12 protein-coding genes are annotated in these 12,806 nt (G+C 71.5%); 3 read left to right on the forward strand and 9 right to left on the reverse strand.

From position 1 onward, the window contains the following. Positions 1-623: 623 nt before the first annotated feature. Entirely contained in the window at positions 624-1,631 is a 1,008-nt protein-coding gene (locus tag ACH4LD_RS07665) for a stage II sporulation protein M (protein WP_398055358.1), read from the reverse strand. 143 nt (positions 1,632-1,774) lie between these two features. Between ACH4LD_RS07665 and ACH4LD_RS07670 the strand changes: the two genes are divergently transcribed. Continuing rightward, positions 1,775-2,770 (forward strand): RDD family protein, encoded by a 996-nt coding sequence (locus ACH4LD_RS07670; protein ID WP_398055359.1) that lies wholly within the window; start codon positions 1,775-1,777, stop codon positions 2,768-2,770. A gap of 70 nt (positions 2,771-2,840) precedes the next feature. On the opposite strand, the gene ACH4LD_RS07675 is transcribed toward ACH4LD_RS07670, so the two are convergent. Both ACH4LD_RS07675 and ahcY read right to left on the reverse strand, forming a co-directional pair. Continuing rightward, a complete protein-coding gene (locus ACH4LD_RS07675; protein WP_398055360.1) occupies positions 2,841-3,455 on the reverse strand; it encodes a hypothetical protein in 615 nt (204 codons plus the stop codon). 268 nt (positions 3,456-3,723) lie between these two features. Beyond that, complete coding sequence (gene ahcY, locus ACH4LD_RS07680; RefSeq protein WP_398055361.1) at positions 3,724-5,181, reverse strand: adenosylhomocysteinase; 1,458 nt, start codon at positions 5,179-5,181, stop codon at positions 3,724-3,726. Between the two features lie 482 nt (positions 5,182-5,663). Here ahcY and lepB point away from each other — a divergent pair, with 482 nt between their 5' ends. Further along, entirely contained in the window at positions 5,664-6,221 is a 558-nt protein-coding gene (gene lepB / locus ACH4LD_RS07685; RefSeq protein WP_398055653.1) for a signal peptidase I, read from the forward strand. Positions 6,222-6,242: 21 nt separating this feature from the next. Here the strand turns inward: lepB and ACH4LD_RS07690 are convergent, their stop codons facing one another. From ACH4LD_RS07690 to ACH4LD_RS07715, 6 genes are all read right to left on the reverse strand, one after another. Continuing rightward, positions 6,243-7,223 (reverse strand): cation diffusion facilitator family transporter, encoded by a 981-nt coding sequence (locus tag ACH4LD_RS07690; protein WP_398055362.1) that lies wholly within the window; start codon positions 7,221-7,223, stop codon positions 6,243-6,245. Between the two features lie 168 nt (positions 7,224-7,391). Continuing rightward, positions 7,392-8,543 (reverse strand): mannose-6-phosphate isomerase, class I, encoded by a 1,152-nt coding sequence (gene manA / locus ACH4LD_RS07695; protein WP_398055363.1) that lies wholly within the window; start codon positions 8,541-8,543, stop codon positions 7,392-7,394. Between the two features lie 103 nt (positions 8,544-8,646). Beyond that, positions 8,647-9,774, reverse strand: coding sequence for an SIS domain-containing protein (locus tag ACH4LD_RS07700; RefSeq protein ID WP_398055364.1), 1,128 nt, complete (start codon positions 9,772-9,774; stop codon positions 8,647-8,649). A 55-nt stretch (positions 9,775-9,829) separates the two neighbouring features. Then, positions 9,830-10,000, reverse strand: coding sequence for a Trm112 family protein (locus tag ACH4LD_RS07705; RefSeq protein ID WP_014673093.1), 171 nt, complete (start codon positions 9,998-10,000; stop codon positions 9,830-9,832). Positions 10,001-10,073: 73 nt separating this feature from the next. Beyond that, positions 10,074-11,438 (reverse strand): phosphomannomutase/phosphoglucomutase, encoded by a 1,365-nt coding sequence (locus ACH4LD_RS07710; protein ID WP_398055365.1) that lies wholly within the window; start codon positions 11,436-11,438, stop codon positions 10,074-10,076. A 207-nt stretch (positions 11,439-11,645) separates the two neighbouring features. After that, positions 11,646-12,068: a DUF3499 domain-containing protein gene (locus ACH4LD_RS07715; protein ID WP_398055366.1), complete on the reverse strand. Its 423-nt coding sequence runs from the start codon at positions 12,066-12,068 to the stop codon at positions 11,646-11,648. A gap of 351 nt (positions 12,069-12,419) precedes the next feature. Here ACH4LD_RS07715 and ACH4LD_RS07720 point away from each other — a divergent pair, with 351 nt between their 5' ends. Next, positions 12,420-12,806: a metallopeptidase family protein gene (locus tag ACH4LD_RS07720; RefSeq protein WP_103810002.1), complete on the forward strand. Its 387-nt coding sequence runs from the start codon at positions 12,420-12,422 to the stop codon at positions 12,804-12,806.

Here is a 12,806-nt window from a genome sequence, read left to right on the forward strand (position 1 = left end):
TTAAGCACGCCGCCAGCGTTCGTCCTGAGCCAGGATCAAACTCTCCGTGAATGTTTACCGGTAATCCGGTTGAACACCACGAGAGCGGAACAGTCGAGCGGAATAGGCCCGACCATTCACAGCGTCCTCGCTGTGTTTTTTCAAAGGAACCTCGACCATCGGTTGTCCGACGGACGGGGTATCAACATATCTGGCGTTGACTTTTGGCACGCTGTTGAGTTCTCAAGGAACGGTCGCTTCCTTTGTACTTACCCTCTCGGGCTTTCCTCCGGGCGCTTCCCTTCGGTCTTGCGTTTCCGACTCTATCAGACCGTTTCGCGATCCGATTTCCTCGGTGCTTTCCAGGTTCCCGCTCTCGCGTTTCCCTTTCCGGCGGTTCCGACTTTATCAGAAGTTTTTGGCCGGTCGAACCAGCCGCTCATTTCTGAGTAATCGGGGGCTGCTTCCTGGAATGTCACTCGGGACTTCTGAGGAAGCTCGTAGATTCTATCGGCTGCCACCGAGCCTGTCCAGCTCCGGGCAACTGTTTGAATCTACCTCCCCACTCCCTCCGTGTCAACGGCTCTTGCGGGGCGAACAGGAGATTAGCAGCTCACAGGGGTCGAGTGCACATCCACCGGCCGTCAGGCGGCCGTGGGGACCGGGGCACTGCGGTCCATCGCTTCGAGGTCACCCGTCTCACCCGCGCGTGCGGCACGCCCGCCCAGTACGTAGACGTAGGCCAGGAACGCCAGCTCGGCCGCGACACCGATGCCGATGCGGGCCCAGGTGGGCAGGCCGGAGGGGGTGACGAAGCCTTCGATGGCCCCGGAAACGAACAGGACAAGGGCGAGGCCGATCGCCATGCCGACGGCGGCCCGTCCCTCTTCCGCGAGGGCCGCGCGCCGGGTGCGCGGGCCGGGGTCGATGACGGTCCAGCCGAGGCGCAGTCCCGTGCCGGCGGCGACGAAGACCGCGGTCAGTTCCAGCAGGCCGTGCGGGAGGATCAGGCCGAGGAAGGTGTCGAGGCGGCCGGCCGAGGACATGAGCCCGAAGCCGACACCCAGGTTGAGCATGTTCTGGAAGAGGATCCAGAGGACGGGCAGCCCGAGGAAGACACCCAGGACCAGGCACATCGCCGCCGCTTGGGCGTTGTTCGTCCACACCTGTGCCGCGAAGGCGGCTGCCGGATGGCTGGAGTAGTAGGTCTCGTACTCACCGCCGGGCCGGGTCAGCTCGCGCAGCTGGCTGGGTGCCGCGATGGACGACTGCACCTCGGGATGGGTGCCGATCCACCAGCCCAGGAGGATGGCGATGGCGGTGGAGACCAGCGCTGTGGGCACCCACCAGTGGCGGGTGCGGTAGACGGCGGCCGGGAAGCCCCGGCCGAGGAAGCGGGTGACGTCACGCCATGAGGCGCGGCGGGTGCCGGCGACGGTGCTGCGCGCGCGTGCCACGAGCTGACTGAGCCGCCCGGTCAGCTGCGGGTCCGGAGCGCTCGACTGGATGAGGGACAGGTGGGTGGCGGTGCGCTGGTAGAGGGCGACGAGTTCGTCTGCTTCGGCGCCGGTGAGCCGGCGTCTGCGGCCGAGCAGTGCATCGAGCCGGTCCCATTCGGCTCGGTGTACGGAGACGAAGACGTCCAGGTCCATCGGGTCTGCCTGCTCCTCGGCTGGTCGTCCACGGCTCGTCGTGGGTGCTCGTGCTTGCTGTCAGCTTGTCGTACTGCGGCGCGATGCGCCCTCAGCTTGGCAGACTTGCGGGTCAGGGGGCAGACCAGGGAAGGGCGGCGGGCGTGAGTGAGCTGGTGACGGGCGAGGCGGTGGCGCTCGAACTGCGGCCCGCGAAGCTGCCGAGCAGGGCGCTGGCCGTGTTGTTGGACCTGGTCGTGGCGGTGGTCGCGTACATCGTCGTGATGCTGGTGCTGGCCGTGTCGACGGCTTCGCTGGACGAGGCCGCGCAGCTGGCGCTGTCGATCGCGACGTTTCTGCTGGTGCTGGTCGGTGGGCCGATAGCCGTCGAGACGCTCAGTCACGGGCGTTCGCTGGGGAAGTTGGCGTTCGGGCTCCGGGTGGTGCGGGACGACGGTGGGCCGATCCGCTTCCGGCACGCGCTGGTGCGGGGCGCGATCGGGGTGGTGGAGATCCTGATGACGTTCGGGGTGGTGGCCTGCATCGCCTCGCTGGTCTCGGCGCGGGGGCGGCGGCTCGGGGACGTTTTCGCGGGCACCCTGGTCGTGCGGGAACGGATACCCGCCGGGCGGACCGGATTCGTTCCGCCGCCTCCGCCGTGGCTCGCGGGGCGGTTCGCTGAGCTGGACCTGTCAGCGGTCCCGGACGGGCTGTGGCTCGCCGTCCGGCAGTACCTGACCCGGATGCAGCAGCTTGATCCGCAGGTCTCGGCGGGCATGGCGCAGCGGCTGGCGGCGGACCTCGCGGAGCGGACCGGGACGCCGGTGCCGCGGGATCTGCCTCCCGCCGCTTTCCTGGCGGCCGTGGTGCACGAGCGGCAGTCCCGTGAGGCCCGGCTGGCGTTCAGGAGGGGCGGCGGTGTGCCGTTCGGCGGCTTCGGTCCGCCGGTGGCGGCGCCCGGAGCACAGCCGCCGGCAGCGCCCGCGGACCAGCCGGTGGCAGCGCCCGCAGTTCAGCCGGTGGCGCGGCCGGCAGCACCGCCGACGGGACACGGAGCCGCACCGCGGCCGCCGCAGGCCCCTCTCGCTCCCCCGTCGGCGCCACCGGTGGAGGAGCCGCGGGCCGACCGGCCGGCCACGGGGTTCGCGCCGCCGGCGTAGCACGGAGTGTGGTCCCGTCGTGCTCGCGGCAGCTGGGGCCGCCGTAGGTGCCGGGTTCGGAGGTACGGGTTCAGTCGAATCGCGACGGCGGTGACTGGAGGTCTTCCAGCTCGATCCCGGGTGCGGCGAGGACGACGTCGCCGGCGATGTGGACGGTGTGCCGTTCCCCCGTGTCCAGGGCTGTGACCTGGTATTCGTCCACGGTCAGGGGGCCGTTGTCAGTGGCGAGTGCTTCGCTTTTCACCAGAGCCCAGGACTGGTCCACGTTGCGGGGGGCGAGGACGGGGTCGGTGAAGGCCACGAGGCGTACGCGGGTCGCGGCGGACGAGGGGGTGAGGCGCAGGAGCCGGGCGGTGGCGATGAGGAACGCGGGGGACGTGCCGGTGAAGGCGTGGGCGCGCACATTGCCTTCGGTGGCTTGGGTGCCGGTGGGGTCGGTGCGGACCCAGGTGACGCCGTCGAGGGCGGCGCCGCGCACCTGCCAGTCACCTGCGTGGAGTTCGAGGCGGATGGGGCGGCCGAGGTCGTCCAGGGCGAGGTCGACCGAGCCGCGGTGGTCACCGGCGGGGCCGGTCAGCCGGGAGACGTAGCGCCAGCCGGACGGGCCGGGGGCGCACTGGAAGTGTTCGTCCGCGAGGGGGGTGTGATCGTGCGGATCGTGGAGCGAATAACGGCCGCGGGGCATGGGGGTCCTGGGTCTTGACGGGCTGATCCGGCCTGCAGGCATCGGTCCGGAAGCGGTACGGCGAAGGGTCCCGGAAGCTCCTGGCTCCCGGAGGCTCCTGGTCCCGTAAGCCAACAGTCAGGGCGCCAGGGGCAGGCCCTCAGGAGCCAAAGGGGCAGGCCCCCGGCACGGGGGTGCGGGGGGCCTGCCCCGGAGGACCTGCTGCCGGGGAGGGTGCGCCGGTGCACCGGCGCACTCCCCCGGCGGGCCGGCCTACGGGATCACCGGATCAGTAGCGGTAGTGGTCCGGCTTGTACGGGCCGTCGACCTCCACGCCGATGTACGCGGCCTGCTCCGGGCGCAGCTTGGTGAGCTTGACGCCGAGCGCGTCCAGGTGGAGGCGGGCGACCTTCTCGTCGAGGTGCTTGGGCAGCACGTAGACGCCGATCGGGTACGCGTCGGGCTTGGTGAACAGCTCGATCTGGGCCAGGGTCTGGTCCGCGAAGGAGTTGGACATCACGAACGACGGGTGGCCGGTGGCGTTGCCCAGGTTCAGCAGGCGGCCCTCGGACAGCACGATGATCTTCTTGCCGTCGGGGAAGGTCCAGGTGTGGACCTGCGGCTTGACCTCGTCCTTGACGATGCCGGGGATCTTGGCGAGGCCGGCCATGTCGATCTCGTTGTCGAAGTGGCCGATGTTGCCGACGATGGCCTGGTGCTTCATCTTGGCCATGTCCGAGGCCATGATGATGTCCTTGTTGCCGGTCGTGGTGATGAAGATGTCGGCCTTGTCGATGACCTCGTCGAGGGTCGTGACCTGGTAGCCGTCCATCGCGGCCTGCAGGGCGCAGATCGGGTCGATCTCGGTGACGATCACGCGGGCGCCCTGGCCGCGCAGGGACTCGGCGCAGCCCTTGCCCACGTCGCCGTAGCCGCAGACGACGGCGGTCTTGCCGCCGATCAGGACGTCGGTGGCGCGGTTGATGCCGTCGACCAGGGAGTGGCGGCAGCCGTACTTGTTGTCGAACTTCGACTTGGTGACGGCGTCGTTGACGTTGATCGCCGGGAAGAGGAGGTCGCCGTCGCGCTGCATCTCGTACAGGCGGTGGACACCGGTGGTGGTCTCCTCGGTGACGCCGCGGATCTCCGAGGCGAGCTGGGTCCACTTCTGGGGGTTCTCGCCCAGGGTGCGGTGCAGCAGCTGGAGGATGACGCGGTGCTCGTCGGACTCGGCGGTCTCCAGGGCGGGGACCTCACCGGCCTTCTCGTACTCGACGCCCTTGTGGACGAGGAGGGTGGCGTCACCGCCGTCGTCCAGGATCATGTTCGGACCGCCGGTGGGGCTGTCCGGCCAGGTCAGCGCCTGCTCGGTGCACCACCAGTACTCCTCCAGGGTCTCGCCCTTCCAGGCGAAGACCGGGACGCCCTGCGGGTTGTCCGGCGTGCCGTTGGGGCCGACGGCGATGGCGGCGGCGGCGTGGTCCTGGGTGGAGAAGATGTTGCAGGAGGCCCAGCGGACCCGCGCGCCGAGGGCGACCAGGGTCTCGATGAGCACGGCGGTCTGCACGGTCATGTGCAGCGAGCCGGTGACGCGGGCGCCGGCGAGCGGCTGGGCCTCGGCGTACTCCTTGCGGATCGCCATGAGGCCGGGCATCTCGTGCTCGGCGAGGGTGATCTCCTTGCGGCCGAACTCGGCCAGCGAGAGGTCGGCGACCTTGAAGTCCTGCCGGTTCTCGACAGTCGTCATTACGAGCTGCTCCTCGGGGTTGGGGCGAGGTGGGTACGGCTGGTCTGCGCGGCGGCGGACACAGGGGTGCCCGAGAAGAGGACACAGGCATGCCCGCGTACGCGCAGCGCAGTCCGTCGGAGGCCCTCTCTCCCTCGGCCGGTCCGCGTGGGACCGCCCGACCGCCATCAGCAGCGACGTCTGGCTCCGTCCCAAGCTACACCGGACGGCCCGGTCGGCCCCAGTCCGCCTGAGCATTCGACGGGCGACGAAGGAGGGTGCGTCGAGCGGTCAGGGTGAGCCGAGGGCACGGAGCGTTCACGGAGGGCCGCTGTTCTCCGCGCCGCGGAGGGGCCGCATGGGGAGGACGGGACATGGCGGGCAGAGGGCGGGGCCTGGGGATCGCGGCGCTGGTCGTGGGGCTGCTGGGGGTGGTGCTGGCCGGGGGTGCCTTCGTGTACGGGCGCGACGCGTACGGCACGGGCACGCAGCCGAGCCAGAGCATGGAGCCGACGTACCGGCGAGGTGACCGGATCATCTGGGAGCGGGTGGACGGGAGCGAGGTGCGGCGCGGTGACGTCGTGGTGTTCTCGTTGCCGGGGCGCTACCGGGCCGAGGGTGTCTTCATGCAACGGGTGATCGGCGTGGGCGGTGACCGTGTGGCGTGCTGCACGACCGTGGGCTCCGAGGAGCGGGTCACCGTGAACGGCAAGCCGGTGAAGGAGCCGTATGTCTACGAGGGTGACGCCGACGGTGTGCACCGGCCGTACGACGTGAAGGTGCCGCAGGGCCGGCTGTTCCTGATGGGTGACCACCGGTCCGACTCGATGGACTCCCGCTTCTTCGCCGCCGATCACGGCGGGACCGTTCCGGTGGACGCCGTGCGGGGGCGGGTGACGAAGGACCGTACGGGACCGGCTCTGCTGGGTACGGCCCTGCTCGTGGGCGGTCTGCTGGTCCTCACCGGCGCCGGGCTGGGGATCGCCGCCGTGGTGGTGCGGCGGCGGAAGGCGCCGACGGTGCCGCCGGCGCCCTGGCCCGTGCAGCCGGCTCAGGGGTGAGGGTCGTACCGCACGGCTTCCTCAGTGACCCGCCGGGTGCGGGGTGGGGCCGCCCGGGGTCGCCTTCGGGTCCGGGCCCTTGGCGGCCTCGGCCTCGCTGTAGATGTCCGGTTCCAGATAGATGACGCGGGCGAAGGGGACGGCGGCGCGGATGCGGGCCTCTGCGGCGTTGATGGCGCCGGCGACCTCGGTGGCCGTGTCGTCGTGCTGAACGGCGATCTTGGCGGCGATCAGCAGCTCCTCCGGGCCGAGGTGGAGGGTGCGCATGTGGATGATGCGGGTGACGGTGTCGCCGTCGACGATCGCGGCCTCGATCTTCTTTATGTCTTCGAGCCCGGCGGCCTCGCCGAGCAGCAGCGACTTGGTCTCGGCGGCCAGGACGAGGGCGATCAGGACGAGCAGGACGCCGATGCAGAGGGTGCCGATGCCGTCCCAGACGCCGTCACCGGTGAGCAGGGAGAGGCCGACGCCGCCGAGGGCGAGAACCAGACCGATCAGCGCGCCGAAGTCCTCCAGGAGGACGACGGGCAGCTCGGGTGCCTTGGCGCGGCGGATGAACTCCTTCCAGGAGAGCGTGCCGCGCAGGCCGTTTGACTCCTTGATGGCCGTGCGGAAGGAGAAGCCCTCGGCGATGATCGCGAAGACGAGGACGCCGACCGGCCAGTACCAGTGCTCCAGGTCGTGCGGGTGGCGGACCTTCTCGTAGCCCTCGTAGATGGCGAACATGCCGCCGATGGAGAAGAGGACGATCGAGACGAGGAAGGCGTAGATGAACCGCTCGCGGCCGTAGCCGAAGGGGTGCTGCGGGCTGGCCTGGCGCTGTGCCTTCTTGCCGCCGACGAGCAGCAGGAACTGGTTGCCGGAGTCGGCGAGCGAGTGGACGCCCTCGGCGAGCATCGAGGAGGAGCCGCTGAACGCGAACGCCACGAACTTCGATGCCGCGATGGCGAGGTTGGCGCCGAGTGCCGCCACGATCGCCTTGGTACCGCCTGACGCGCTCATGTGTTCGCGTTGTCCCTTCGCCTCTGTCGTCCTGGTGCGTCCGTCCGGACGAGTGCCCGGCTTTGCCCGGCCTTTGCCGGTGGGCCATTCTTGCAGTCCGGCCGGGCACTGGTGCGTCAGGTGTCCACAACTCCGGTCATATGATCCACAGGCCGTCCGCGGCCTGGGTCACACGATCACGGTGGCGCGGAAGACCGTGCCCGCGCCGTTGATCTGCGCCCGCTCGCCGGCCGGGACGAAGACCGACTGACCGGGACGCAGTTCGTGCTCGCCCGCCCGGACGGTGCCGGCCGTGCAGAGCAGGATCTGCGGGGTGTCCCGGGTGAGGTCGTGGGCGGCGCCGCCCTCGGGGAGGACGTACCGGGAGAGCCGGAACTCGTCGATCGGGGTCTCGTAGACCTCCTCGCCCTCCGGGGACGCCTCCGGGCGCAGCACGCCGGGGTCGCTGGGTTCGAAGCGGACGATGCGCAGGAGTTCGGGGACGTCGACGTGCTTGGGGGTCAGGCCGCAGCGCAGGACGTTGTCGGAGTTGGCCATGATCTCCACGCCGAGGCCGTTGAGGTAGGCGTGCGGGATGCCGGCGCCGAGGAACAGGGCCTCGCCGGGCTGGAGCCGGACGTGGTTGAGCAGCATGGCCGCGATGACGCCGGGGTCGCCCGGGTAGTGGTGGGCGATGTCGGCGTAGGGGGCGTAGGCGCCGCCGAGGCGGGTGCAGGCGGCGGTGGCCTCGGCGACCGTGTGGGCCATCTCCTCCGGGTCGGCGCTGAGGACCGCGGTGAGGACCTCGCGCAGGGCCGCTTCCTCGGGGTGTGCGTGCAGCAGGTCGACGTACGGCTTGAGGGAGTCGACGCCGAGCCCGTCGAGCAGGTCGGCGGCCCGGAGCGGGTCACGGAAGCCGCACAGGCCGTCGAACTCGGTGAGGGCGCAGATGAGTTCGGGCTTGTGGTTGGCGTCCTTGTAGTTGCGGTAGGGGGCGTCGACCGGGATGCCGCGCCGCTCCTCGTCGGCGTATCCCTCCTTGGCCTGCTTCAGGTCGGGGTGCACCTGGAGGGAGAGGGGTGCGCCGGCGGCGAGGATCTTGAGCAGGAACGGCAGGCGGGGGCCGAACTTCGCGACCGCGCGGGCGCCGAGTTCCCGCTCCGGGTCGGCATCGATGACCTCGACGAGGGTGCCGCGCGCGGTGCGTGACGGGGCGCCAGGGTGCGCGCCCATCCACATCTCCGCCTGGGGTTCTCCGGTCGGCTCGACGCCGAGGAGGTGCGGTATGGCGGTGGGAGAACCCCAGGCGTAGGGGCGGATGGTGTTGTCGAGGCGGTCCATGTGTCTTCTCTGTCTCCGTACGTACGCTGCTCGGCCGCGCCGGCGACTGTGCCGGTCGCGGCGCCTGGGGGGGCGGGCTCGGGTCGTCCGGCCCGGAGCAAGATCAGGCGCCGGAGGCGAGCGCCAGGTAAACGGCGGCGAAATCGGTGACGGCGATCAGTTCCGCGAGGGTCTCCAGTTCGCCGCCCTCCTCCGGTTCGAGTTCGCTGATCGCCGTGTCGTGGCTGAGGGCCACGTCGCGGGCGGCGGGGGCGGCGGTGAGGCCGCTGATCGGGCGGTCGCGGAGCAGCACCACGCGCGCGTGCAGCGCGGGCGGCTCCTCGACGCGGTCGCGGAAGAAGTCCTCCGGGTCGGCGCTGGCGGCGAGCGGGCCGGCCAGCAGGGCGCCGTGCGCGGCGAGTGCCTCGGGCAGTTCGGCGACCAGGGCGGGGCGGCCGGCGAGTTCGGCGAGCGCGGCGGCGAAGCGGCGGCCCGCGGGACCGGCCGAGATGCCCTCCGTCCACACCAGGGGGAGCGCGTCGGCGAGTTCGGCGGCGAGGGTCTTCGCCGGGTTGCTGTAGGTCACGATGGCGGGGCCGCAGCGCTCCGCGATGTGGTCGAGGCGGTCGGCGACCTTCTCCAGGGCGTCCGGCGGGGCGGTGATCAGGCCGATCCGGTCCAGGAGTGCGAGCAGTGGGGTCAGCAGTGCCCAGAAGACGCCGGGGGAGGACGCGGCGAGCGGTTCCTCCTGGTCGTAGGGCGCCGTCGCCATCGGCAGGAACAGGCCGTGCGCGCCGGCGACCGCTTCGGCGAGCGGGGTGCGGGGCGGGGCCACGGCGACGACCGAGCAGCCGCGGCGGTAGGCCTGGTCGGCGAGGAGGGACAGGCTCGGTTCGGTGCCGTCCGGGGTGGCGATCAGCAGCAGGTCCACGGAGCCGGCCCAGCCCGGGAGTTCCCAGCGCAGGGCGCCCGCGGCCGGGGCGACACCGGTCGGGGCGAGCCGGACGACGGGGCTGCCGGGGCCGGCCAGTGTGCCGAGGAGGTCGGCGGTGTGGGTGGCGGCGGCGCCGGGGCCCGCGATGAGGACCGCGCGGGGGCGGCCGTCGGGCTTGAGCTCGCCGACGCCGGCCTCGGTGGCGTGCCGGGCGGCGGTGCGGACGCGGGCGCCGGCCTCCGCCGCGCCGCGGAGCAGACCCCGGTGGTCGGCCTCGGCGAGGCCCTCCGGGGTGTCGAGCAGCGATTCGTCCAGCATGGGCGGCAGCCTCCGATCGCCGGGATCCTGGGGTGCTACGAGGTGACGGGCCTCGTCACTCGGGGCGGCGGGCCTCGTCGACCAGCAGGACCGGGATGCCGTCGCGGACCGGGTAGGCGAGGCCGCAGTCCTGGCCCGTGCAGATCAGCTCGGTGTCCTGCTCCTTCAGGGGGGCGTGGCAGGCCGGGCAGGCGAGGATCTCCAGGAGGCCGGCTTCGAGCGGCATGGGCTGTCCCTTCAGAGGCCGTACGGGTGTCTGTGCATATGCCTGGTCAGCGTACCGCTCATGGGCAGAGCGCTCAGCCCCTGATGATCGCCAGTGCCTCGTCGCGGATCTTCGTCATGGTGGCCTCGTCCTTCGCCTCGGCGTTCAGGCGCAGGAGCGGCTCCGTGTTGGACGGGCGGACGTTGAACCACCAGTCGGCGGCGGCGACCGTGAGGCCGTCGAGGTCGTCCAGGGTGACGCCGGCGCGGCCCTCGTACGCGGTGCGGATCGCGGCGAGGCGTGCGGACTGGTCGGCGACGGTGGAGTTGATCTCGCCGGAGCCGGTGTAGCGGTCGTACTGGGCGACCAGGGCGGACAGCGGGCCGTCCTGGCCGCCGAGGGCGGCGAGAACGTGCAGGGCGGCCAGCATGCCCGTGTCGGCGTTCCAGAAGTCCTTGAAGTAGTAGTGGGCGGAGTGCTCACCGCCGAAGATCGCGCCGCTGCGGGCCATCTCCGCCTTGATGAAGGAGTGTCCGACGCGGGTGCGGACGGGGGTGCCACCGTTCTCCTTCACCACCTCCGGGACGGTGCGGGAGGTGATCAGGTTGTGGATGACCGTGCCCCTGCCGCCGTTGCGGGCCAGTTCGCGGGCGGCGACCAGCGCGGTGATCGCGGACGGGGAGACCGGGTCGCCGTGCTCGTCCACGACGAAGCAGCGGTCGGCGTCGCCGTCGAAGGCGATGCCGAGGTCGGCGCCCTCCACCGGGACCCGCTTCTGGAGGTCCACGAGGTTGGCCGGGTCGAGCGGGTTGGCCTCGTGGTTGGGGAAGGTGCCGTCCAGTTCGAAGTACATCGGGACGAGGGTCAGGGGCAGGCCGGCGAAGACCGGGGGGACCGTGTGGCCGCCCATGCCGTTGCCGGCGTCGACCACGACCTTCAGGGGGCGGATGGAGGTGAGGTCGACCAGGGAGCGGAGGTGCGCCGCGTAATCCTCCAACGTCTCGCGGGCGCAGAGGGTTCCCGGCCGGTCCACGGGGTCCGGGGTGCCCTCCGCCAGCCAGCGCTCGACCAGTTCGCGGATCTGCGCGAGGCCCGTGTCCTGGCCGACGGGGGCGGCGCCCGCGCGGCACAGCTTGATGCCGTTGTACTGCGCCGGGTTGTGGGAGGCCGTGAACATCGCGCCCGGCAGGTTCAGCGCGCCCGAGGCGTAGTACAGCTGGTCCGTGGAGCACAGGCCGATCTCGGTGACGTCCACACCGCGGTCCGCCGCGCCGCGCGCGAAGGCGCGGGAGAGGCCGGGGGACGAGGGCCGCATGTCGTGGCCGACGACGATGGCCGCCGCTCCCGTGACCTCCGCGAAGGCGGCACCGAAGAGTCCGGCCAGTGCCTCGTCCCACTGGTCCGGGACCACTCCGCGCACGTCGTACGCCTTCACGATCTGCGACAGATCAGCAGTCACGGCCAACCCTCCTGAAGTCCTATGGGTGCCCACAAACTACCCGCCGGGAGCGGGGGCGCCCGCGCGGACACCGGCCGGACGCCCGGTGGACCCCCTTGCGTAACGCCCGCGCGGGCCGCACCGTCACGCGGGGCGGGGTGGCGTGGGGTGGCGTTCAGCCGTGGCGCGCGGCGGGGCCGCAGACGCGGTGCCCGCCGGTCGTCGCGCTCAGTTGTCCGGGGAGCGCAGGACCCTCAGGTGGCCGCGGCGGGCGACCTCCATGGGGTCGGCGGCGCGCGATCCGCCGCCCGCCTCGGCCGCGCGCTCCTGCGGGCGGGCCGCCTCGCGCACGGCGTTGGCAAGCGCTTCCAGATCGTCCCCGCTGGGCCGCGCGGGCGCGGAGGCGTCCAGGAGCCGTACGACCTCCCAGCCGCGCGGGGCGGTGAGGCGCTCGGAGTGCTCGGCGCACAGGTCGTAGCAGTGGGGTTCGGCGTAGGTGGCGAGCGGGCCGAGGACCGCGGTCGAGTCGGCGTAGACGTACGTCAGCGTCGCGACGGCGGGTCGGCCGCAGGCGGTGCGCGAACAGCGACGTACAGGGCTCACGACGTTGGACGGTACCGCACTCTTGAGCGGGCCGCGACGACTCTCCACCAGGTCACTCCCCCGTGTCGGGCTGTGAAACGCCCCACACACCCCTTCGAGCGGACTTCGTTGACCTGCATGGACGCATGCCCGGTGGGTGCCGGGCGGGGCCATGTCCGGTCAGGAGCCGGTACAAACACCGTCAATTGTCTTGAGTTCGGCGGTCTCGGAGAGTTACGGAAACGAGCCAGACCTTGGCTGAAATGGTCATCCTGTGACATGCGGGGGCATGGGCCGGTTGCCGCGCGGAGCCGGACGCACGGAGGGCGCGGGGACTACCCTTCACCAGTGATGGACAACCGTGTACCGCCCCGTACCGCCGGCCCCGGGCCCCGTCGCCGTGATCGCCACGGGCGGGGCATGCGAGGGCCGATCGCGCCGCCGCAGGTGCCGCTGGCGGCCAGCCGTGCCGAGGTGTTCGCGGACCTGGTGCAGGACTCCGTGGAACGTCTTGAGCGGCGGTGGCCGCAGCTGGCCGACATCGACTTCCTGGTGCTGGAGGTGCCCCGGCTGGAGGGGTCCGGGGATCAGGTGGCCTGGGCGGACGACGCTGTTCCGCTCGGTGGGGTCATCCCCGCGCGGGACGGGCGGCGGGCTCGGGTGGTCGTGTACCGGCGGCCCGTGGAGATCCGCACCAAGGGGCGGGACGAGCGGGCCGCGCTGGTGCATGAGGTGGTCGTGGAGCAGGTGGCCGAGCTGCTGGGGCTGACGCCGGAGACCGTGGACCCCCGGTACGGGGAGGACTAG

It is taken from the genome of Streptomyces sp. NPDC017676, assembly GCF_044329325.1.
Taxonomy (GTDB): Bacteria; Actinomycetota; Actinomycetes; order Streptomycetales; family Streptomycetaceae; genus Streptomyces.

Excerpts from the sequence above, each read along its gene's own strand:
- ACH4LD_RS07665 (WP_398055358.1), bottom strand. The coding sequence starts at position 1,631 with ATGGACCTGGACGTCTTCGTCTCCGTACACCGAGCCGAATGGGACCGG.
- ACH4LD_RS07675 (WP_398055360.1), bottom strand. The coding sequence starts at position 3,455 with ATGCCCCGCGGCCGTTATTCGCTCCACGATCCGCACGATCACACCCCC.
- ahcY (WP_398055361.1), bottom strand. The coding sequence starts at position 5,181 with ATGACGACTGTCGAGAACCGGCAGGACTTCAAGGTCGCCGACCTCTCG.
- lepB (WP_398055653.1), top strand. The coding sequence starts at position 5,664 with ATGGAGCCGACGTACCGGCGAGGTGACCGGATCATCTGGGAGCGGGTG.
- ACH4LD_RS07690 (WP_398055362.1), bottom strand. The coding sequence starts at position 7,223 with ATGAGCGCGTCAGGCGGTACCAAGGCGATCGTGGCGGCACTCGGCGCC.
- manA (WP_398055363.1), bottom strand. The coding sequence starts at position 8,543 with ATGGACCGCCTCGACAACACCATCCGCCCCTACGCCTGGGGTTCTCCC.
- ACH4LD_RS07700 (WP_398055364.1), bottom strand. The coding sequence starts at position 9,774 with ATGCTGGACGAATCGCTGCTCGACACCCCGGAGGGCCTCGCCGAGGCC.
- ACH4LD_RS07705 (WP_014673093.1), bottom strand. The coding sequence starts at position 10,000 with ATGCCGCTCGAAGCCGGCCTCCTGGAGATCCTCGCCTGCCCGGCCTGC.
- ACH4LD_RS07720 (WP_103810002.1), top strand. The coding sequence starts at position 12,420 with ATGCGAGGGCCGATCGCGCCGCCGCAGGTGCCGCTGGCGGCCAGCCGT.